This window comes from Azohydromonas lata NBRC 102462, assembly GCF_001571085.1.
Lineage (GTDB): Bacteria > Pseudomonadota > Gammaproteobacteria > Burkholderiales > Burkholderiaceae_C > Azohydromonas > Azohydromonas lata.
Map to the genome: position 1 here is coordinate 12,105 of NZ_BCTC01000072.1, position 21,555 is coordinate 33,659.

Below are 21,555 nucleotides of genomic sequence, written 5' to 3' on the forward strand. Positions count from 1 at the left end.
GGAGGTCAGGCTTGCCCAAGCCCTTGTGGGGTCGGACCGGGAGAAGGCCCTTGGGCAAGCCTGGCCCGCGCCTACAGGTTGGGCGCGGGAGGGAACGGTTGACGGCCGGTGGGCGGCCGCGGAATCACTGCGCGGCCCAGGAGGCGAAGCGCTTTTCCAGCACCTCACCCTGGTCGGCCCAGAAGTGGATGTTGAACTGCAGCGAGTTCTTGGCGTTGGCCGGCGAGGTGGGCAGTTGCGCCAGCACCTTGGCGTCCAGCTTGGACAGGGCCTTGTTGTTGGTCGGCCCGTAGGAGATGTTCTTGGCGTACTCGGCCTGGGTCTCGGGCGTGGAGGCGAAGGCGATGTACTTCATGGCCAGCGCCTTGTTGGGCGTGCCCTTGGGGATGACCCAGTAGTCCAGGTCATAGATGCCGCCGTTCCAGGTGATCTTCAGCGGCTTGCCTTCGCGCTGCGCGGCGTCGATGCGGCCGTTGTAGGCGGTGCTCATGACCACGTCGCCGGCCACCAGGAACTGCGGCGGCTGCGCGCCGGCTTCCCACCACTGGATGTTGGAGCGCAGCTCCGTGAGCTTCTTGAAGGCGCGGTCGGCACCGGCGGGCGTGCCCAGCACCTTGTAGACGTCGGCCGGGGCCACGCCGTCGGCCAGCAGGGCGAATTCCAGGTTGTAGCGGGCGCCCTTGCGCATGCCGCGCTTGCCGGGGAATTTCTTGACGTCCCAAAAGTCGGCCCAGCTCTTGGGCGCGTCCTTGAGCTTGTCGCCGTCGTAGGCCAGCACGGTGGACCACACGAAGATGCCCACGGCGCACTCGGTGACGGCGGCGGGCTGGAAGTCGGCCTTGCTGCCGACCTGCGACCAGTCCATCTTCTCGAACAGGCCTTCGTCGCAGCCGCGGTTGGCGTCGGGGCTCTCCACCTCCACGAGGTCCCAGGTCACCTTCTTGGCTTCGACCATGGCCTTCACCTTGGCCTGCTCGCCGTTGTACTCGACGGGCACGACCTTCACGCCGGCGCTCTTCTCGAAGGGCTCGGTGAAGGCCTTGCGCTGGGCCGCGCCGTTGGCGCCGCCGAAGTTCACGACGGTCAGGGACTGCTGCGCCAGCACGGGCAGCGAGCACAGGGCCAGCACGGCGGCGGCCATGGTCTTGATTTTCATGACGAGGACTCCTCCAGGGGGATCACAGGGGACGGGAACGGGGACAGGGGACGGGAACCGTAAAACCGTTGCGCGCGCAGCCGCGTCCGCGGCGGCTGCCGCGGGTGCGATCAGGCGTAGAGCCGCAGGTATTGCGGCGCCATGCGCAGCCACACCATTTGCCCCGGCTGCGGATGCCAGTTGCCGGAAAGCGGCAGCTTCACCGTGGCCTCGGGCTGCCCCGGCAGGGCGCAGCGCAGGCGCAGGTGGTCGCCGAAGTACAGCACGTCGATCACGGTGGCCTGCAGCACGTTGGGCGTGTCGGCGCCGCCGGCCAGCGCCACGGGCGAGGCCTCGATGCGCTCAGGCCGGATGGAGGCCGTCAGCGGCTGCCCCGCGGGCACGCCGTTGACGTCCACACCCAGCAGGTGCTTGCCGTCCGCCAGGATGAGCTCGCGGCGGCCCAGGGCGTCCGTCGCCCCGGCCGTGCCCTGCAGCACGGTGCTGTCGCCGATGAAGCCGGCCACGAAACGGTTGGAAGGCTCCTCGTAGAGGCGCTCCACCGCGTCGATCATCTGGATCTCGCCGTCGTTGAACACCGCCACGCGGTCGCTCATGGTCAGCGCCTCGCCCTGGTCGTGCGTCACGTAGACGAAGGTCACGCCCAGGCGCTGGTGCAGCGCCTTGAGCTCGATTTGCATGTGCTCGCGCAACTGCTTGTCCAGCGCGCCCAGCGGCTCGTCCATCAGCACGAGCTGCGGGTCGAATACCAGCGCGCGCGCCAGCGCCACGCGCTGCTGCTGGCCGCCGGAGAGCTGGGCGGGGTAGCGGTCGTCCTTGCCGTTGAGCTGCACCATGGCCAGCGCCTGCTTCACGCGGCGGGCGATCTCGTCGCGAGGAACACGCCGCACGGTGAGCGGGTAGCCCACGTTGTCGCCCACCGTCATGTGCGGGAACAGCGCGTAGTTCTGGAACACCATGCCGAAGTTGCGCTTGTGCGGCGGGGTGCGCGTGATGGGCGTGCCGTCGAGCAGGATCTCGCCGGCGGTGGGGCTCTCGAAGCCCGCGAGCATCATCAGCGTGGTGGTCTTGCCCGACCCCGAGGGGCCCAGGAGGGTCAGGAACTCGCCGCGGCGGATGTGAAGGTCCAGCGACCGCACCACCAGCGATTGGCCGTCGTAGCTCTTTTGCACACCGCAAAAGCTTACTTGCGCGTCCGCGGGCACGACGGCAGACCGCGGGGATGCCGTTGCTGATGCAACGCCAGCGGGCCGTTCAGCGGCGAGAGTGGTCATTGGTTGGGTCTCCATCATCCGTGGCCTCGGGCCAGCCCCCGCGCTCGGCAATCGCCTGCCGCAGCGCCGAACCATGCTGGTCCAGCGTGGGCGGGCCCCGCCGGGCCGCCGCGCGCTCGCCGTCAAACAGCACGGGCGCGGCCACCAGGGGCACACTGCCTGCGGCATCGTCGCCGCAGCCTGTTTTTATAAGCATTCCCCGTGCCAGCACCTGCTGGGACTGGAACACCTGGTCAATGCTTCTCAATGGTGCGCAGGGCACGCCTGCCGCATCCAATCGTGCGCACCATGCACTTGTTGAGTGCGCAACCATCCATTGTGCCACCATGCCGACCACCTCGGCACGGTGCGCCACGCGTGCGGCGTTTGTCGCGAACCTGACATCGCGCGACACCTCGATCTGCCCCACCAGCTCGCAGAGTTTCGCGAACTGGGTGTCGTTGCCCACGGCCAGGACGATGTGGCCGTCGGCCGTGGCGAACACCTGGTAGGGAACGATGTTGGGGTGCGCGTTGCCCATGCGCCTGGGCACCACGCCGCCCACGAGGTGGTTGCTGGCCTGGTTGGCGAGCATGGCCACCTGCACGTCCAGCAGCGCGGTGTCGATGTGGCAGCCCTGCCCCGTGCGCTCGCGCCCCTGCAGCGCGGCCAGAATCGCCGTGGTTGCGTACACACCCGTCATCAGATCCACCACGGCCACGCCGACCTTTTGCGGCTGCGTGTGCGGCGTGCCCTCGGCCTCGCCGGTGACGCTCATGAGGCCGCCGGCGGCCTGTATGGCGAAGTCGTAGCCCGCGCGCGAGGCTTCCGGCCCCGTCTGGCCGTAGCCGGTGATGGAGCAGTACACCAGGCGCGGGTTGAGCGCGCGCAGCGAAGCGGCATCCAGGCCGTAGCGCGCGAGCTGGCCGACCTTGTAGTTCTCCAGCAGCACGTCGGCCTCGGCCGCAAGCGTGCGCACGAGCTGCGCGCCCTCGGGGCTGGCGATGTCCACGGCGATGGAGCGCTTGCCGCGGTTGGCGCACAGGTAGTAGGCCGACATGCGCTCGGCCGCCTCGCCCCACCAGGGCGGGCCCCAGCCGCGCGTGTCGTCGCCGCTGCCCGGGCGCTCGACCTTGATGACGTCGGCGCCGTAGTCGGCCAGCAGCTGCCCCGCCCAGGGGCCGGCCAGCACGCGGGAGAGGTCCAGGACGCGGATGCCGGCCAGCGGGCTCATGGGCGGACTCCGGGGGTGCGGGCCATGGCCGGGCGCAACGTCAGCCGGTCAGCAGGAGAAGGCCTGCAGACCGGTGATGGCACGGCCCAGGATGAGCGCGTGCACGTCGTGCGTGCCCTCGTAGGTGTTGACCACCTCCAGGTTCACGAGGTGGCGAGCGATGCCGTACTCGTCGCTGATGCCGTTGCCGCCGAGCATGTCGCGCGCCACGCGGGCGATGTCCAGCGCCTTGCCGCAGCTGTTGCGCTTCATGATGGAGGTCAGCTCGACCGGGGGCGTGCCCTCGTCCTTCATGCGGCCCAGGCGCAAAACCCCCTGCAGGCCCAGCGAAATCTCGGTGAGCATGTCGGCCAGCTTCTTCTGGACGAGCTGGTTGGCGGCCAGCGGGCGGCCGAACTGGCGGCGGTCCAGCACGTACTGGCGGGCGCGGGCGTAGCAGTCTTCGGCCGCGCCCAGCGCGCCCCAGGCGATGCCGTAGCGCGCGCTGTTGAGGCAGGTGAAGGGGCCCTTCAAGCCGCGCACGTCCGGGAAGGCGTTTTCCTGCGGAACGAACACGCGCTCCATCAGGATCTGGCCGGTGATGGAGGCGCGCAGGCCCACCTTGCCGTGCAGCGCCGGCGTTTCCAGGCCGGCCATGCCCTTTTCCAGCACGAAGCCGCGGATGGCGCCCTCGTCGTCCTTGGCCCACACGACGAACACGTCGGCGATGGGGCTGTTGGTGATCCAGGTCTTGGAGCCCGTGAGCTCGAAGCCGCCGGGCACGCAGCGCGCGCGGGTGGCCATGCTGCCGGGGTCGGAGCCGTGGTCCGGCTCGGTGAGGCCGAAGCAGCCTATCCACTCGCCGCGCGCGAGCTTGGGCAGGTACTTTTGCTTCTGCGCCTCGGTGCCGAACTCGAAGATGGGCAGCATCACCAGCGAGGACTGCACGCTCATCATGGAGCGAAAGCCCGAGTCCACGCGCTCGACCTCGCGGGCGATGAGGCCGTAGCAGACATAGTTGAGGCCGGAACCACCATAGGCCTCCGGCAGCGTGGCGCCCAACAGGCCCAGCTCGCCCATCTCCCGGAAGATCTCCGGGTCGGTCTGCTCGTTGCGGAAGGCCTGCAGCACGCGCGGCGCCAGGCGGCCCTGGCAGTAGTCGTGGGCGGCGTCGCGCACGGCGCGCTCGTCGGCGCTGAGCTGCTGCTCAAGCTGCAGGGCGTCGTCCCAGGCAAAGACGGGTTTGTTGGGCTTGTTGGGCACGGCTTCTGTCTCCTCGGGGTGGATGGGATGCCCGCGGTTGTATCAGGCCACGGCGTCGAAGCTGGCGTCGATGATGCTCAGGCCTTCGCGCAGCAGCTCGTCGGAGGCCGTGAGCGGCACGAGGATGCGCAGCACGTTGCCGTAGGTGCCGCAGGACAGCAGGATGAGCCCGCGGCGGCAGGCCTCGGCCACGATGCGGCGGGTGAGGTCGGCGTCCGGCGCGCCCTGGGCGTCCACCAGCTCCACGGCGACCATGGCGCCCAAGCCGCGCACGTCGGCGATCTGCGCGCGGCGCGAGGCCATGTCGCGCAGGCCCTGCGTGAGCAGCTCGCCCACGTCGCGGCTGCGCTGCAGCAGCTTGTCGCGCTCGAAGGTCTCGATCACGGCCAGCGCCGCGGCGCAGCCCAGCGGCGAGCCCGCGTAGGTGCCGCCCAGGCCGCCGGGGCCGGGAGCGTCCATCACCTCGGCGCGGCCCACCACGGCGGACAGCGGGAAGCCGCCGGCCAGCGACTTGGCCAGGGTGACGAGGTCCGGCGCCACGCCGGCGTGCTCGATGGCGAAGAAGGTGCCGGTGCGGCCCGCGCCGGTCTGCACCTCGTCGGCGATGAGCAGGATGCCGTTGGCGTCGCACAGCGCGCGCAGCCGGCGCAGCAGCTCCGGCGGCGCGACGTTGAAGCCGCCCTCGCCTTGCACGGGCTCGATGATGATGGCCGCCACGCGGTCGGCTTCCACGTCGTTCTTGAACAGCGCTTCGATGGAGGCGATGGCGTCGTCCACCGTCACGCCGGCGCGCTCGTTGGGGAAGCGGGCGTGGAAGATTTCACCGGGGAAGGGACCGAAGCCCGTCTTGTACGGCGCGACCTTGCCGGTGAGGCCCAGCGTGAACATGGTGCGGCCGTGGTAGCCGCTGCCGAAGGCGATGACGGCCGAGCGCTTGGTGTAGGCGCGGGCGATCTTGACGGCGTTTTCCACGGCCTCGGCGCCGGTGGACAGCAGCAGCGTCTTCTTGGCGAAGTCGCCGGGGGCCATGGCGTTGAGCTTCTCGGCCAGCGCCACGTAGGGCTCGTAGGCCACGACCTGGAAGCAGGTATGGGTGTAGCGCTCCAGCTGGGCCTGCACGGCGGCGATGACGTCGGGGTTGCGGTGGCCGGTGTTGAGCACGGCGATGCCGCCGGCGAAGTCGATGTAGCGGCGGCCTTCCACGTCCCAGATCTCGGCGTTCTCGGCGCGGTCGATGAAGACGTGGTGCGCCTGGCCCACGCCGCGGGGCACGGCCGTGGCACGGCGGGCCATCAGCGCGGCATTGGTGGAAGCGGAGGCGGCAATGGCGTCAGACATGGCGGATTTCGGGGCGACGTTGCAAGGTCGCCCACTCTAGGAGCCATGCGGGGCCTCTACCATGTACAGCCCTTGCGGCGCTGTACTGGCCGCCGGGCCGATACAGCGCAGTCCGTTTGACCGGTTCACCTTGCCATGCTCGACCTCCAGCCCCGCTCCTCCGTCCCCTTGGTCACCCAGATCGTCGAGGGCTACCGGCGGCTGATCGAGTCGCGCGCGCTGCGCCCGGGCACCAAGGTGTCGTCGGTGCGCCAGTTCGCCGCGGCTCACGAGGTGAGCGTGTTCACCGTCGTGGAAGCGTATGACCGTTTGGTGGCACAAGGCTGGCTGGTCTCGCGCCCGCACCAGGGCTTTTTCGTGCGCCAGCGCCTGCCGCAGGCCCAGGACGGCGCCGCGGAGCGGCCGGGCTCCGGCTTCGACGGCATGTGGTACATGCGCAAGATCTTCGAGCACCGCGACCTGCGCATGAAGCCCGGCTGCGGCTGGCTGCCCGGGGACTGGCTGTTCGAGGACGGCATGCGCCGCGCGCTGCGCCAGCTCGCCACCGAGCCCATAGACATCACGGGCTACGGCCATCCCAAGGGCTACACCGAGCTGCGCCGGCTGCTGTGCACCCAACTGGCGGAGCAGGAGATCACGGTGCCGCCGGAGCAACTGCTGCTCACGCAGGGCTCCAGCCAGGCGCTGGACCTGGCCGCGCGGCGCCTGGTGCGCGCGGGCGACGCGGTGCTGGTGGACGAGCCGGGCTACTCCAACCTGATGTTCATGCTGCGGCTGCAGGGCGCGCGCCTCATCGGCGTGCCGCGCACGCCCACGGGCTGGGACCTGGCGGCCCTGCAGTCGCTCATCCAGGAGCACCGCCCGCGCGTGTTCTTCACGCAGCCGCGGCTGCAAAGCCCGACGGGCTCCATCGCGCCGCTGGCGCAACTGCACCGGCTGCTGCAACTGGCCGAGGCGCACGACATCACGCTGGTGGAAAACGACATCTACGCCGAGCTGGACCCGGAGCCGCGCGCCTCGCTGGCCAGCCTGGACCAGCTCCAGCGCGTGGTGCACATCGGCAGCTTCTCCAAGACCATCTCGCCCAACCTGCGCGTGGGCTGGCTGGCGGCCAACCCGGACCTGATCGAGGACCTGGGCCAGCTCAAGATGGTGTCGGGGCTCACGTCCTCGGAACTGAACGAGCGGCTGGTGTACGGGGCGCTGACCGATTCGCGCTGGCGCAAGCACCTCAAGAGCCTGCGCGAGCGGCTGGCGGTGGCGCAGCAGCACGTGGCGCAGCGGCTCACGGACATCGGCTTCGAGCTGTTCGCCGAGCCCGGCTGCGGCCTGTACCTGTGGGCGCGGCACCCGGACATCAGCGACAGCGGGGAGCTGTCCAACCGCGCGGCGGCGGAAGGGATCATGCTGGGCCCGGGCCACCTCTTCATGCCGGAGCTCGCACCCAGCCCCTGGCTGCGCTTCAACGTGACCTTTTGCAGCGACGAGAAGCTGTTTGCCTTCCTGGAGGCGCAGCGGCGCGGCATTTGACGCCGCGCCGGCCGCCCGCCCGCCGCGCGGCGGGAGCAAGCGTTTGCCGCGCTCAGGGCGCCAGCAGGTCGCCCAGCCAGGCCAGCAGCGGCTTGCTGCGCGGCAGCGTGATGACGGTGCCCTCGCGCCGCGCGTCGGCGCCGCCGTAGTAGCGGCCGGTGGACGGGTCCACGCCCACGGCCTGCACCGCGCCGATGTCGGTGAGGCTGACCGTGTAGCCCAGGGCCTTGAGGCCGTCTATCGTCGCCTGCGGCATGCCCAGCTCCGTGCTGATGGAGGGGCCCGCGCCGGTGACGGCCAGCCGCCGGGCGTCAATGGCCTGCTGCAGCGGCATCTTGTGGTCTATGAGATTGAGCGTGACGTTGAGCACCGAGCTGATGATGGTGGAGCCCCCCGGCGAGCCGTAGGCCAGCAGCGGCTTGCCGTCAGCCGTGAAGATCATGGTGGGCGTCATGCTGCTGCGCGGGCGCTTGCCGGGCTGCACGTCGTTGTAGCCGCCCTCGCCAGTGACGGGGTTGGTGGTGGGCGCGAGGTTGAAGTCGGTCAGCTCGTTGTTGAGCAGGAAACCATGGTTGCGCAAGCTGCCGTCGGCGCGCTTGTAGCCCGCGAACACGCCAATGCCATGCGAGGACTCGATGGTGTTGGTGTAGGAGACCATGTTGCCCTGCCGGTCCATCACGGCAAAGTGCGTCGTGGTCTCGCCGGGGCCGTTGACGGGCTCGGCCACGGCCAGGTGGAGGTTGGACTGGGCTTGGGCGGTTTCGTAGGGGCGCGGGTCGCCGAAGGTGGGCGTGGGCAGGAGCTGGCCCGGGACGATGGGCGCGCCGCGCAGGCCCACGTAGGTGCCGTTGAGCAGGCCGCGGCCCGGCACGGAGACGAAGTCGGCGTCGCCCATCCACACGGCGCGGTCGGCGAAGGCGGTGCGCAGCGCGTCGGCCATGACGTTGGCGGTCTTGAGCGCGCCGAAGCCGTAGCCCTGGGCCGTGTCGCCCAAGGGGAAGCGCTCCAGCATCTTGAGCACCTGCAGCATGGTCAGCCCGCCTGAGGACGGCGGCGACATGGCCTTGATGACGTAGCCGCGGTAGGTGCCCTGCACGGGCTGGCGCAGCGCGGGGCTGTAGGCGGTCAGGTCCGCGTAGGTCATGCTGCCGCCCTTGCCGCCGGCGGCCTGCGGGCGGTTGAACTGCTGCCCCTCCACGATGCCCCTGGCGATGTCGCAGCCCTTGGCGGGCATGTAGCGGTAGAAGCAGTCGGGGCCGTGGGCGGCGATGAGGCGCAGCGTGCCGGCCAGGGCCTCGTTGCGGACCAACGAGCCCACGGCCGGCGGCTGGCCGCCGGGGCAGAAGAAGGCGGCCGTCTCCGGCGAATTCAGCGCCCGCGGGTTGCAGGCCACGGCCGGGTCGGCGTAGCGCGGTGTCGCTTCAAAACCCTTGGCGGCGAGCTTGATGGCGGGCTGCAGCACGCGGCCCAGCGGCATGCTGCCCCAGCGCTGCAGCGCCAGCGCCGTGCCCGCCACCATGCCCGGCACGCCCACGGCCACGCCCTGCAGCGAGGGATTGGGCACGCCCACGAACATGTCGGCCGTGGCGCCGGCAGGGGCCTTCTCGCGGCTGTCGATGTAGAAGGTCTGCCCCGAGGCGGCGTGGTGGATCATCATGAAGCCGCCGCCGCCCATGCCTGCGGATTGCGGCTCCACGACGTTGAGCGCATAGGCGATGGCCACGGCCGCGTCTATGGCGTTGCCGCCCTTTTCCAGCACCTGCGCGCCGGCCTCGGCGCCATAGGGGTTGGCCACGGCCACCACGCCCTGCTGCTTCCACGCCGCCAGCCGCGGCAGCTCGCCCAGGGACACCGGCCCGCCCGCATGGGCGTGCACCGCGCCGAGAGCGACACAGGCCAGCAGCACCGCGCGCGGCAACAGGCGCAAAGGCATGCACAGGGGCTTACACGTCGTCATGTTCCAACTCCTCGTGAACTGTGATGACGCCCTGGGCGGCCATCGAGGCGGCCGCCCGCGGCGGGCAGTCACTTTGCCAGCGGGGAGTTGGACTGAAGGCCCTGCGCCCACGCCCAGATGCGGGCGGCAAGGGCGCGGCGCAAAGTGCTAGGCAGGCGGGCGTGGCGGGCCGGCTTCAGTCCGCTTCAGCGCCGCCAGCGGTTGCGCCGGCAACCGCCTCGGCCGGCTCGTCCTGTGGCGACAGCCGCTGCGCCGCCTCGCGCAGGCCGCGCAGCAGCCCGGCGGCGCTGGGCTTGTCCACGAACACGCACTGCTTGCCGGTGCGCTTGCAGTGGTCCTTCACGCGCCAGTAGGCGCCGTGGCTGATGCAGCCGGCCTGGCAGATCACCAGGTCCGCCGCCGCGAGGCTGGACTCCAGCCGCGCCGCGCTCTCCTCCTCGCCGCCGTCGTGGTGCAGGAACTGCCCGCCGCTGCGCTCCACGAGCTGCCGGTACACCGGCACGCTGGCCGAGCGGCCACCCACGCACAGCACGGCCTTGTCGTCCAGCCGCGGCGGCACGGGCAGCGGCGTGACGCGCTCGTCGCAGGCGGCGGCGGCTGCGGGCTGCGGCACGGCGGGTTCGGCCGGACGAGCCACCGTCGCCGCTGCCTGCGCCAGGCGCCGCTCCAGCGCCTCTATGCGTGCGCGCTGCCGCGTGAGCTGCTCGGCTTGGGCGCGGCGCGTGGGCAGGTCCGGCAGCCCCAAGCGCAGCTCGTCGACTTCGGCGCGCAGCGCCTGCAGCTCGGTGTCGCGCGTGATCAGCGCCGCGCGCAGCCGCACCAACTCCGCGGCCTGCTGCTCGATGACGGCCGCGCGCTGCGCCAGCGCCTGCGTGCTGCGCTGCTGCGCCGCGGCCAGCTCGCGCACCAGCACGCCGTGCTCGCGCGCCAGCTCGGCAAAGCGCGCGCGGTCCACGCGCTCGGCCGCGCCCACCTGGTGCTGCAGCATGTGCACGTCGCGCAGCACGCGCTCCTCCAGCACGGCGTCGCAGCGACCGTGCGTGAGCGTGGACCAAAAGGCGGCGGGCACGGCCTCGCCCAAGCGCAACTGCGCCTGCCACCACTGCGCCAGCGCCTCGGTGCTCTTGCAGCGCGCCGCGGCGCCCAGGGCCAGGGCGAAACGCTCGTCGAGCTCGCGCTGCAGCCGCTCGGCCAGCGGCGTGCGGGCCTTGGACTCGGTGATGGCGGCGCAGTGCAGCTCGTAGTCGTCCGTGGGCAGGGTCCCGCCCACGGCCTTTTCCGCCACGCGGCGCAGCAGCGGCAGCGGCACGCACACGCCAATCACCGGGCAGTAGGCGGTGGGCGCCAGGTCCCACAGGCGGCGGCGGCGCGAGCCGCGGCCGAACATCACCGCGTTGGCGGCCTGCGCGTGCTTGCAGGGCAGGCCCGGGCGTTCTTCAGCGCACATGCCAAGGCCTCCTCAATGCCAGACGGCCGCCGCAGCGGCAGGGTCACCTTCCACACAGGCCTGGACGCCGGCCTGCCGTGCCCGCTGGGCCGACTGCAGCAGCACGGCCAGGTCCGCAAACGCCTCGTGCGTGAGCCGCAGCGTCAGCGGCCCAACCTGCAGGTGCATCTGGCGGCAGTGCTCGCACACCAGCACCTGTCCGACGGCGGACTGCGCCAGCGGCCGCGGCTCGCAGCCGCTGCTGCGCTCGGGTCGGTCTTGATCCAAATCGGCTCTCCTTGTTCGCCAAAGGCTCGTTGGTGGGCACTTTATTGCGAACGATTCGCATTTGCAATGCTAGACGATGATGGCGATTCGGGTCAAGCCGGCAGCCGTGGCCGGCGATCGCGGCCGTGCGAACGGTGTTCCGGCATGCCTGGCCCATTGAACATACCGACCGGAATATTTTGCCGGCCTGTCATCGACAAACCTTTTCGTTGCTCCCTTGCCGCGAAGCTTTAAAACCGGCCTTCGGTATTTACAAGGCCATCGCGCCAATCGTGCAACCGGGTTTTTCTGATCTATATCAAACACAGTGCCAGGTTACAAACCGACCCAGTGTTCGACGAATGGTTTGCGGCGCGAATGTATCCGTACCGCCTTTGATGCAGCACAAGCTTTCGACTTCCCGACCGGGAAGCTGCGGGGCTCGGCTGGAGCGTGCCGGCCGCGACGCTCGCACGCTTCAGCCGTTACAGCGGCAGACCAATGTCCAGAATTTCCCTGCTGTGAAACGGTTTTTTTGAGATGCCGGCCCAGCGTTCCCCAGGGCTGGCCGGTGCCGTGCGCAAGCCGGCACGGCCCTCGCGCGCATGCGCTGAATACAGCAGGAAGCTGGTGCCAGGGATGGCGTGATCGTTATAAAACCAATGGTTACTAAACACACTGCATCTAACAAACACGTAACTTATGAAGTTTTTCCAGCCGTCGAAATAAAAGGCGTACTGATTAAGAAATCGCGCTCCAAACAGAAATGACAGCGAGTGCGGAATTACATGAATATGCCGCCAGGCACTTGCGACGCAAAGGTCGCGGCCTTTTGTGTATTCCGGTACCGGCCCTGAGGGGGGCTGCCCTGAAATAAAGCTGGAATAAGTATCATGGAAATCCGTCTGAATATGCGCCCGGCGCTGGCCGGGTCCCTGGCATCGGCTCTGGTGCTGCTTGCAGCCTGCGGCGGCGGTGACGGCACGGTGTCTTCGCAGTCTTCGTCCATGCCGGCCGCGGTGTCGGCCGCGGGTCTGGACACGGCCCAGGCGCTGACGCCTGGCGACACCCGCGTGAAGTGGCACCCCGGCCACTACGTCCAGTTGGGCGCCGGTGCCACGGACGACCTGGTGCAGCGCACGTTCAAGGAAATCTCCTCGCTGTCCAACGTGCGCGGCGTGCAGACGCGCTACATGTGGCGCGACCTGGAGCCGACCAAGGACGGCTACGACTTCAGCGAGATCGACAAGGAGCTGGCCATGGCGCAGGCCGTGGGCAAGAAGCTCTTCATCATGGTGGGCACCAAGGTGTTCAGTGCCGGCGGGCGGGCGCTGCCCGACTACATGCACACCGACGAGTACGGCGGCGGCGTGTACCGCATACAGATCGATGCCAAGGACACCCTGGGCACCGAAGCGACCACGGGCGAGAACATCGCGATGTACGTGCCGGCCGTGCGCGACCGCATGATTGCCCTCGTGACGGCGCTGGGCCAGCGCTACAACGGCAACAACACCTTCGAAGGCATAGGCTTCAACGAAACCGCGCTGGGCCAGGCCGTGGTGCCGCTCAACAGCACGCAGAAGACCGACTTCTTCAACAACCTGGCGCTGATGGACGCCGCCGCGCGGCGCGCCTTCCCCAACACGGTGGTGATGCAGTTCTTCAACTTCCCGCGCATCAACATGCCCGGGCTGGTCAACAGCGCGCTGAACAACGGCGTCTCCTTGGGCGGGCCGGACACCTTCCTCAACGACAGCGAGCTGGAGCTGTCCGCCTACCCGCTGTACGACACGGCCGCGGGCAAGGTCGCCCTGGGCCCCTCGGTACAGGCCGAAAACTACTTCACCACGTATCAAGGCGGCCCCTACGCGCCCCCGGCGGTGACGGATCTCTACGGCTTTGCCAAGAACAGGCTGCACGCCAACTACATCTTCTGGGCCAAGAACCTGACCGCCCCGCTGTACCCCTACACCAACGTGCTGAACATGTTCAAGTCGTCCACCTTCCCGAAGGACGCGGCCGGCGGCTTGACCACGACCTGCCCCACGAACTTCGCGTCGTGCACCAACGCGCTCTGACGTGTTCTGACGCGTTCTTTCCTTGCCGCAAGTTGGCGGGCCCTGGCGGCCCGCCTTTTTTTTGGTGCGCGCCCGCAGTGTTCGCTGCGCGGCGCAAGGGACGTGACGCGGCATGAACCGCCACGGCAGGTTCTCGGCACGTCGCGATCACTCAGCGTCGTCATCGCCCGTCCCCAAGCGGCGCGTGCCGCATAGAAATGCGGCCGGCACCGCGAGGTGCCGGCCGCCAAGGGACCCCCTGGGTCGTCCCGGAGACAAGCCACTGACCGCCCCGGCGGCGCCGGCCCGGCCGCGGTGCGGCAAGGCGGGCGACGCGCCGGGCGTCCATGGAAGCCATTCTGGGCAGACGGCATGCCGCCTCCGATAGGAGGGATTGACAGGGGTGCACGGGTGTTTTGTCCCGGGTGCGTGGCGAACGGGCGCGGCGGCGGCTCAAGAAAAAGAACGGCCGGCCCCTTGCGGCGCCGGCCGTGCAAACGCAGGTGTTGGCCTGCGTCCCCTGAGAGCCGTGGTCAGCGGTTGATGTAGAGCGTCCCCATGGTCGTGACGTTGTTGGGCGTGGTCACCTTCACGTAGACGCGGCCCAACTGCGCGGCGGCGCAGACTACCGTGGCGGTGTAGGTGGTGGCATCGCGGCTCACGGCGGAGCCCAGGCCCACCGGGTAGTTCTCCACGGTGAGGCTGTCGGGAAAGACCTCGCCGCGCTTGGCGCCAAACAGCGTGCTCAGTTCTATCTTGGTGCCCGCCGGCACGGGGTTGCGGTTGACGTCCTGCACCGTGAAGGCCAGGTCCACCACCTCGTCGGCCGCGCAGCGCGGCGCGAAGGTGGCTCCCGTCACGGGGTCCAGCGGTCCGGCGATATAGGCGCGGCTGCCGGAGAAGAAGTGGACGATCTGCCGCGACACGTACAGCGTCTGCGCCGATGCGGCCGGGCTGGGGCTGCGCAGCACACCGTTGTAGCGGCGGTCGCCCGGCGTGCTGCACAGACCGTTGCGGTTGGGGCCGATGCAGGGCTCGCCCGCGGTCCAGCGCAGGTCCTCGTTGTCGTCGCGCCAGATGTCGGGGCTCTTGTCCTGGCTGGGCGTGAACTCGGTGGCGGCGCCGACGCTTGCCGTGTCGCAGGCGTCGCAGCGGTTGTTGCCGTTGCGGTCGAAGAAGTCCTCCTCGCCCAGGGCGTAGGCCAGCACCGTCACGCGGCCGTTGGCGGGCTTGGGCTGGGCCGAGTACAGCTTGACGCTGCAGGAGCCTGGACGCACGGCGGCGGCCGCGGACGGCCGGCCGGTGAGGCAGAACGCGTCGATGACGCCGCCTTCGGCGCTGAAGTTCACCACCGTGCCGTCAGGCACGGGGTTGCCGAAGTGGTCGGCCAGGGAGGCCGTCACCGTGGAGCACGCCTGGTCGTAGTCGCGGCCTTCGCAATTGAACGTGGAGGTGGACAACGAGAAATGCTGCTGGTCCGGCACGCCGGAGGACACGACCAGCAGGCTGGAAAGCGTGGTGATGCTGCCCACGCTGGCCTTGACGCGCACCGAGGTCGGGATGGTGCCGGCGGACACCGTGGTGCTCACGTAGCCGCTGGCGTCGGTGCTGCCGCTGGCGGGCTGCAGCTTGAGCCCGCCGACGGTGGTGGCGGCGTTGTTGTCGGCAAAGGCGAAGGCCACGGGCACGTTGGCCACCGGGTTGCCGCGGGCGTCCTGCACGCGAAAGCGCAGGCTGGACCATTCCTGCCGCTGCGCGCCGCCCGTGCCCGCCAGCGCGATGCTGGTGGCACTGGCCGACACGAAGCCGATGGAGCCCACGGTCGTGGGCAGCACGTCCAGCGCCACGCTGCGGGTGGCGGTCCGGTCGCCCAACGTGACGGAGGCGGTGATGGTGTCCGTCGAGGCGCAGCCGCGGTCGGTGTAGGTGGCGGCGGCCAGCCCTGCGCGCGTGGTGGCCTGTTGGGTGATGCTGGCCTTTTGCAGGCCCGCGCAGCGCGAGGTGAAAGTCACCGGCAGCGGCCGCGCGTAGGGCTTGCCGTTGTTGGTGACGGTGAAGCTGAGCGTGGCGGTACCGCCGGCCGACAGCCGCGTGGGCGAGACGGCCGGGGTGGCGAAGGCCAGCACCGGGAAGGTGACGCCGTAGTTCATCGCCGCCGTGAGCGCTATGCCGTTGACCGACACTGCCGCATTGGCCATGAAGCCGCCGCTGCGCGTGCCGGCAGGCAGGCCGATGCGGGCGACGCCGGCGGCATCGGTGAGCGCCGTGCGCGTGGCCGGCTGCAGTGCCACGCTGTCGGACGTGCCGAAGGTGACCAGGCTGTTGGCCAGCGGCGTGCCGTCCGGGTACTTCAGCGTGGCCGCCAGCGTGCCGGCGGTGTCGGGCGAGACCTGCGTGATGGCTCGCCCGCCGGCGTCCAGCAGCGCCAGGTTGAGCTTGGGGAACAGGACTTCATACGCCACCGCGCCTGCCAGCGAGGAGCCTTGCGCCGTGGCCGTGACGCGGGCCGTGAAGGTGCCGGCGCGGCTGCCCGCGGGCAGCGCCAGCCGCGCCAAGCCAGTGGCGTCGGTGGAGGCCGCCGAGGCCTGCACGCTGCCGTCCGAGCTCTGCAGGTTCACCACGACGCCCCGCAGGCCCACGCCGTTGCCGTCGCGCACCGTCACGCGCAGCGTGCCCGGGTCCTTGTGCGTGACGCGGGTGACGGCCACCCCGGCCGGATTCACCAGCGCCACGCTCATCTTTGGAACGCACGCGAACGGGTTGGCCATGGTGGCCTGGCAGCGCACGGCGCTGGCGTGCTCGGTGGCCGCACCGGTGTCGGCAGCCGTTGCCGCGTCATCGCCGCCTCCGCAGCCTCCCAATGCCAGCAGCATCGCCGCGGCCATGGCCCAGATTTTTTTCATGCCGGCCTTTCCCTGGTTGGCGGGCACTGTTGCCCGTGGTCCGTGCGCACCGGCGTGCGCGCGGGGATGTTCCAGCCCTCAGGGTAGGAAACGCCCGTGCGGCCAACATCGGAGCCCGTGCGTGCGCTGGCCGGGTGCTTTGTCACCAGCGCTCAGGAGGGTTGTCCCCTGGGCACGCATCCGCACCGGGCGGGCCGGCCCGTGATGCAGCGTTTCCCACGGTTGGGCGCACAAACAAAACGGCCGGTACCTTGCGGTACCGGCCGTGCAAGCGCGAGCGCCCTGCTGCGCGCATCCCCTGGGTCACCAAACTGGTGGTTCCGGGCACGTCCCGTGGACGTGCCCGGAACCTATTCCTCCCTGCTGCTCCCTTCCCCCGACATGCTGTTGTCTCGTGGCAGCTGCTTCGGCTTGGCGCCTCTCTTCCCGGAGGCGCTTGGCATCGTTCATCGACTGCCCATGGAACACATGCTAGGGAGGTGAGAGCAAACGCACATCGGAGCTTTAGACCAGGGCGCGGCGCCGTTTTGCACCCGGCCGAGCGTGACATTTGTCACCGCCGGCAGCGGAGCTTTTCCTCAGCGCGGACACCGGGCTTCCAACAAGAAACGCCGGCCGTTCTGGAGCCGGACGTTGATTCAAGCCGCCTTCTTCGTGCCCAGGCCCAGGTAGGTGTCGATGATGCGGCGGTCGTTGAGCAGCTCGCGGGCCTCGCCCGTGAGCGCCACGGCCCCCATCTCCAGCACGTAGGCACGGTCGGCCACCTGCAGCGCCGCGCGCGCGTTCTGCTCCACCAGCAGCACGGACACGCCCAACTCGCGCAGCGAGGCCACGATGCGCAGCACCTCGCGCACGATCAGCGGCGCCAGCCCCAGCGAAGGCTCGTCCAGCATCAGCAGCCGCGGCCGCGCCATGAGGGCGCGGCCTATGGCCAGCATCTGGCGCTCGCCGCCGGAGAGGGTGCCCGCCATCTGCGCACGGCGCTCGTGCAGGCGCGGGAACAGCTCGAACACCTCCTGCATGCGCGCCTTCTGGTCGCGCTGGCCGCGGCGCCAGCGGCTGAAGCCGCCCAGCAGCAGGTTGTCGCCCACCGACATCTCGCCGAACAGCTCGCGCTTTTCAGGCACCAGCGCCACGCCGTGCGCCACCATCTTTTCCACGGAGGGCCGCGCGATGCGCTCGCCGTCGAGCAGCAGCTCGCCGCGCGAGGGCAGCAGCCCCATGGCCGCGGACAGCAGCGTGGTCTTGCCTGCGCCGTTTGGGCCGATGACGGTGACGATCTCCCCCTCCCGCACCGTGAGCTGGACGCGGTGCACCGCCTCCACCTCGCCGTAGGAGACGCAGAACTCGCGCAGCTCCAGCAGCGTCGTCTTGTCCGTGCTCATGCAGCAGCTCCCAAGTCGTCGGCACCGCCCAGGTAGGCATCCAGCACGCGCTGGTTGCCCTGCACCTCGGCCGGCGTGCCCTCGGCGATGACGGTGCCGAACTCGAGCACGGTGATGCGGTCGGCCAGGTTCATCACGAACTCCATGTCGTGCTCCACGACCAGGATGCCCAGCCCTTGCGAGCGCAGTTGATCCAGCAACTTCGCCAGCGCCTGTTTCTCCAGGTGGCGCAGGCCGGCCGCGGGCTCGTCCAGCAGCAGCACGGCCGGCTGGCTGGCCAGCGCGCGGGCAATCTCCACGATGCGCTGCTGGCCCAGGGCCAGCGAGGCGGCGGGGGTGCCGGCATGCGCGGCCAGGCCGCAGCGCTCCATCTGGCGCCGTGCCTCGGCCAGCACGGCGGCTTCCTCGGCGCGGTCCTGCCTCAGCATGGAAGCCAGCCAGCCGCGCTGGGCCCGGCGGTGCGCGCCCACGGCCACGTTCTCCAGCACCGTGCGCTGCCCAAGCAGGCGCACGTGCTGGAAACTGCGCGAGAGGCCCAGCGCCGCGAACTCGCGCGACGGCTTGCCGGTCATGGCCTGGCCCATGAGGCGCACTTCGCCGGCGGTGGGGTCGTCCACGCCGGAGATCATGTTGAAGAAGGTGCTCTTGCCGGCGCCGTTGGGCCCTATGAGCGCCAGGATCTCGCCGGCGCGCACCGTCAGGTCCACGGCGTTGTTGGCGATCAGGCCGCCAAAGCGCTTAGTGACCTGATGGGCCTGCAGCACCACCGTGCCGCGCGCGGGCAGCGAGCGCTCGGGCAAGGGCGCGGCGGCCGGCAGCCGGGCGACCGTGGGCCGTATCCAGCGCCTTGCGCGGGCCGAGAGCTGCGGCCACAGGCCATCGGCAAAGCGCTGCAACACGAACAGCATGAGCAGGCCGAAGACGATGACCTCGAAATTGCCGCTGCTGCCCAGCAGGCGCGGCAGCCAGTCCTGCAGTTGCTCCTTGAGCAGCGTGATCAGCGCCGCGCCCAGCACGGCGCCCCACAGGTGGCCGGCGCCGCCCACCACGGCCATGAACAGGTATTCGATGCCGATGTGCAGGCTGAACGGCGTGGGGTTCACGAAGCGCTGCAGGTGCGCATACAGCCAGCCGGAAACGGCGGCCAGCAGCGCGGCCAGGACGAACAGCTTGATGCGCTGGCGCCCCGTGTCCACGCCCATGGACTCGGCCATGACGCGCCCGCCCTTGAGCGCGCGTATGGCGCGGCCCTCGCGCGAGTCCAGCAGGTTGTGCAGCGCCCACAGCGCCAGCAGCAGCACCGCCCAGATCAGCAGGCCCAGCACCCGCGGCGAGGCGAGCGAAAAGCCGGCCACCACCAGCGGCGGCACGCCGGTGATGCCGGTGTGCCCCCCCAACAGCTCCAGGTTGCCGAACAGGAAGTACAGGCTCAGGCCCCAGGCGATGGTGCACAGCGGCAGGTAGTGGCCGGAGAGCTTCAGCGTGATGGCGCCCAGGAACCAGGCCACCGCGAAGGTGATGGCCAGGCCCAGCAGCAGCCCGGCCCAGGGCAGCAGCGCCGGGGGCAGGCTGCCCAAGAGCGCGGCCGCGTCCGGCGAGGTGCAGGCCCAGGCCGTGACATAGGCACCGATGCCGACGAAGGCGGCCTGGCCGAAGCTGGTCATGCCGCCCACGCCGGTGAGCATCACCAGCCCAAGCGCCACCAGCGCGTACAGGCCGATGTAGTTGAGCAGCGTGACGCTGAAGTCCGGCAGGAAGCCCCAGGCCGCCAGCAGCAGCGCCACCGCGGCCAGCACCAGCGTGCGGGCGCTGACGAAGCCGCGCACGGGCGTGTCGCCGGCCGTGTGCTGTGCCGCGCCGGCCGGCGCGGGCCCGGAGGCCTTGGAAACCTTGGAGACGGTGGTGTGGGGCATGGTCACTCCTCGTCCTCCACATGGTGGCTGCGCAGGCTGCGCCACCACAGCACCGGGATGATCAGCGTGAACACCAGCACCTCCTTGAAGGCGCTGGACCAGAAGGAGGCGAAGGCTTCGAGTTGCCCCACCAGCAGCGCGCCGGCCAGCGCCAGCGGGTAGCTGGCCAGGCCGCCCACGATGGCGGCGACGAAGCCTTTCAAACCGATGAGAAAGCCCGTGTCGTAGTAGACCGTGGTGATGGGCGCCACCAGCAGCCCGGCCACGGCGCCGATGAGGCCGGCCAGGGCAAAGCACAGGTCGCCCGACAGCTCGGTGGGAATGCCCATGAGCCGTGCGCCCACGCGGTTCATAGCCGTGGCGCGCAGCGCCTTGCCCACGATGGAGCGCTCGAAGAACACGAACATCGCCACCACCAGCGCCAGCGCCGTGCCCACCACCACCAGCGACTGGCCGGTGATGGAGAGGCCGCCGACATCCATGCGCAGCTCGGAGAAGGCCGTGGTGCGCGACCCCTCCGCGCCGAAGAACAGCAGCCCCAGTCCGACCATCACGCCGTGCAGCGCCACCGAGACGATGAGCAGCACCAGCACCGTGGCGCGCGCCAGCGGCCGGTAGGCCAGGCGGTAGATCAGCGGGCCCAGGGGCGTGATCAGCAGCAGCGTGGCCAGGGCCTGCAGCGCCTGGCCTTCCGGCCGCATCGCCACCAGCGCCCCGGCGCCGGCCGGGCAGCCCACGCACCACAGCAGCGTGGACTTCCAGTCCACCGAGGCGCCGCGCTGCGCGCGCCAGGCCTCCACGGCCAGGACGACGGCAGCCAGCGCCAGCAGCAGCCACAGGCTGGCCGGCGTGCGGCCCGCTTGCATCATGGCCATGGACAGCGCCGCGAAGGCGACGAACTCGCCCTGCGGAATGAAGATCACGCGCGTGACCGAGAACACCAGCACCAGCGCCAGCGCCATCAGTCCGTAGACGGCGCCGTTGACGATGCCGTCCTGGCCCAGCAAGAGTGCAATTTGAAGGTCCATGTACTTCGGCTTTCTTGGGCTAGGGGTGGCGCCCGGTGCGCGCGCTTTGTCTGTTCACGCCAGGCACTGACATGCGGCGTCTCCTACTTCGTCATGCCCGCGAAGGCGGGCATCCAGGCGGCCCCACGCCACAACGCAAGTGCTGACGTGGGAGAGCAGACCCATGCGCCCCGACATGCCACATCACCAGCCCATGGCTGACCTGGGGGCCGCCTGGATTCCCGCCTGCGCGGGAATGACGAAATGGTGTGCGGGGCAGTCCGGCTCACGTCAGACTTTCATCGCCTCAAGGCTGGTACTTCCACGCCCCGCCCTCGATCTTGACCATCACGCGCGCGCGCTGGTCCAGGCCGAGGTGGTCGTTGGGCGTCATGCTGAAGATGCCGTGGGCGCCGGGCAGTTCCCTGGTGGCTTCCAGCGCGTCGCGCAGCGCGGCGCGGAACTCCGGCGTGCCGGGCTGCGCCTTCTTCAGCGCCGCGGGCACGGCATTGGCCATCAGCAGGCCGGCATCCCAGGCGTGCGCGCCGAAGGTGGAGACGCTGCCCTTGCCGTTGGCGCCCTCGTAGGCGGCGACATAGGCCAGCGCGCTCTTCTTCACCGGGTGCGCGGCGGGCAGCTGCTCGGCCACCAGCACGGGGCCGGCGGGCAGGAAGGTGCCCTCCAAGTCCTTGCCGCCCACGCGCAGGAAGTCGGCATTGGCCACGCCGTGCGTCTGGTAGAACTTGCCCGCGTAGCCGCGCTCCTTGAGCGTCTTTTGCGGCAGGGCGGCCGGCGTGCCGGCGCCGGCCACCAGCACGGCGTCGGGGCGGGCCGACATGAGCTTGAGCACCTGGCCGGTCACGGAGGTGTCCGGGCGCGCATAG

The 21,555-nt window shown here is 70.0% G+C and carries 15 protein-coding genes; 2 read left to right on the forward strand and 13 right to left on the reverse strand.

The window, feature by feature from the left end; translation table 11 throughout:
• Nucleotides 1–124 precede the first annotated feature (124 nt).
• The 5 genes from ALA01S_RS21180 to gabT all read right to left on the reverse strand — a co-directional run bounded on the left by ALA01S_RS21180 (nt 125) and on the right by gabT (nt 6,223).
• Complete coding sequence (locus tag ALA01S_RS21180) at nt 125–1,156, reverse strand: ABC transporter substrate-binding protein (RefSeq protein ID WP_066340697.1); 1,032 nt, start codon at nt 1,154–1,156, stop codon at nt 125–127.
• Between the two features lie 110 nt (nt 1,157–1,266).
• A complete protein-coding gene (locus tag ALA01S_RS21185; protein ID WP_066340698.1) occupies nt 1,267–2,361 on the reverse strand; it encodes an ABC transporter ATP-binding protein in 1,095 nt (364 codons plus the stop codon).
• Nucleotides 2,362–2,410: 49 nt separating this feature from the next.
• Nucleotides 2,411–3,643 (reverse strand): CaiB/BaiF CoA transferase family protein, encoded by a 1,233-nt coding sequence (locus ALA01S_RS21190; RefSeq protein WP_066340700.1) that lies wholly within the window; start codon nt 3,641–3,643, stop codon nt 2,411–2,413.
• Between the two features lie 48 nt (nt 3,644–3,691).
• Nucleotides 3,692–4,885 carry an acyl-CoA dehydrogenase gene (locus tag ALA01S_RS21195; protein WP_066340702.1) on the reverse strand — a complete coding sequence of 398 codons (1,194 nt, stop codon included), beginning with the start codon at nt 4,883–4,885 and terminating at the stop codon, nt 3,692–3,694.
• A gap of 42 nt (nt 4,886–4,927) precedes the next feature.
• Nucleotides 4,928–6,223, reverse strand: coding sequence for a 4-aminobutyrate--2-oxoglutarate transaminase (gabT, locus tag ALA01S_RS21200; RefSeq protein ID WP_066340704.1), 1,296 nt, complete (start codon nt 6,221–6,223; stop codon nt 4,928–4,930).
• 135 nt (nt 6,224–6,358) lie between these two features.
• Here gabT and ALA01S_RS21205 point away from each other — a divergent pair, with 135 nt between their 5' ends.
• Nucleotides 6,359–7,753: an aminotransferase-like domain-containing protein gene (locus ALA01S_RS21205; RefSeq protein WP_066340706.1), complete on the forward strand. Its 1,395-nt coding sequence runs from the start codon at nt 6,359–6,361 to the stop codon at nt 7,751–7,753.
• Nucleotides 7,754–7,805: 52 nt separating this feature from the next.
• Here ALA01S_RS21205 and ggt read toward each other — a convergent pair whose 3' ends face one another.
• The 3 genes from ggt to ALA01S_RS21220 form a co-directional block, all read right to left on the reverse strand.
• Nucleotides 7,806–9,710 carry a gamma-glutamyltransferase gene (ggt, locus tag ALA01S_RS21210; RefSeq protein ID WP_084267789.1) on the reverse strand — a complete coding sequence of 635 codons (1,905 nt, stop codon included), beginning with the start codon at nt 9,708–9,710 and terminating at the stop codon, nt 7,806–7,808.
• Nucleotides 9,711–9,885: 175 nt separating this feature from the next.
• Nucleotides 9,886–11,157, reverse strand: a complete 1,272-nt coding sequence (locus tag ALA01S_RS21215) for a DUF2325 domain-containing protein (RefSeq protein WP_066340710.1) — start codon at nt 11,155–11,157, stop codon at nt 9,886–9,888.
• A gap of 12 nt (nt 11,158–11,169) precedes the next feature.
• The gene (locus tag ALA01S_RS21220; protein ID WP_066340713.1) at nt 11,170–11,424 is read right to left on the reverse strand and encodes a hypothetical protein; all 255 of its coding nucleotides are present in this window, start codon (nt 11,422–11,424) and stop codon (nt 11,170–11,172) included.
• Between the two features lie 872 nt (nt 11,425–12,296).
• Between ALA01S_RS21220 and ALA01S_RS21225 the strand changes: the two genes are divergently transcribed.
• A complete protein-coding gene (locus tag ALA01S_RS21225; RefSeq protein ID WP_157119161.1) occupies nt 12,297–13,484 on the forward strand; it encodes a hypothetical protein in 1,188 nt (395 codons plus the stop codon).
• Nucleotides 13,485–13,996: 512 nt separating this feature from the next.
• On the opposite strand, the gene ALA01S_RS21230 is transcribed toward ALA01S_RS21225, so the two are convergent.
• The 5 genes from ALA01S_RS21230 to ALA01S_RS21250 form a co-directional block, all read right to left on the reverse strand.
• Nucleotides 13,997–16,366, reverse strand: coding sequence for an Ig-like domain-containing protein (locus ALA01S_RS21230; RefSeq protein WP_157119162.1), 2,370 nt, complete (start codon nt 16,364–16,366; stop codon nt 13,997–13,999).
• A gap of 638 nt (nt 16,367–17,004) precedes the next feature.
• A complete protein-coding gene (locus ALA01S_RS21235) occupies nt 17,005–17,751 on the reverse strand; it encodes an ABC transporter ATP-binding protein (protein WP_066340717.1) in 747 nt (248 codons plus the stop codon).
• Entirely contained in the window at nt 17,748–19,664 is a 1,917-nt protein-coding gene (locus tag ALA01S_RS21240; protein ID WP_066340718.1) for a branched-chain amino acid ABC transporter ATP-binding protein/permease, read from the reverse strand. Before ALA01S_RS21240 ends, ALA01S_RS21235 begins: the two co-directional genes overlap by 4 nt.
• A 2-nt stretch (nt 19,665–19,666) precedes the next feature.
• A complete protein-coding gene (locus ALA01S_RS21245; protein ID WP_066340719.1) occupies nt 19,667–20,692 on the reverse strand; it encodes a branched-chain amino acid ABC transporter permease in 1,026 nt (341 codons plus the stop codon).
• 286 nt (nt 20,693–20,978) lie between these two features.
• Nucleotides 20,979–21,555 (reverse strand): ABC transporter substrate-binding protein (locus ALA01S_RS21250; RefSeq protein WP_157119163.1); only part of this gene is annotated, 577 nt, incomplete at its 5' end.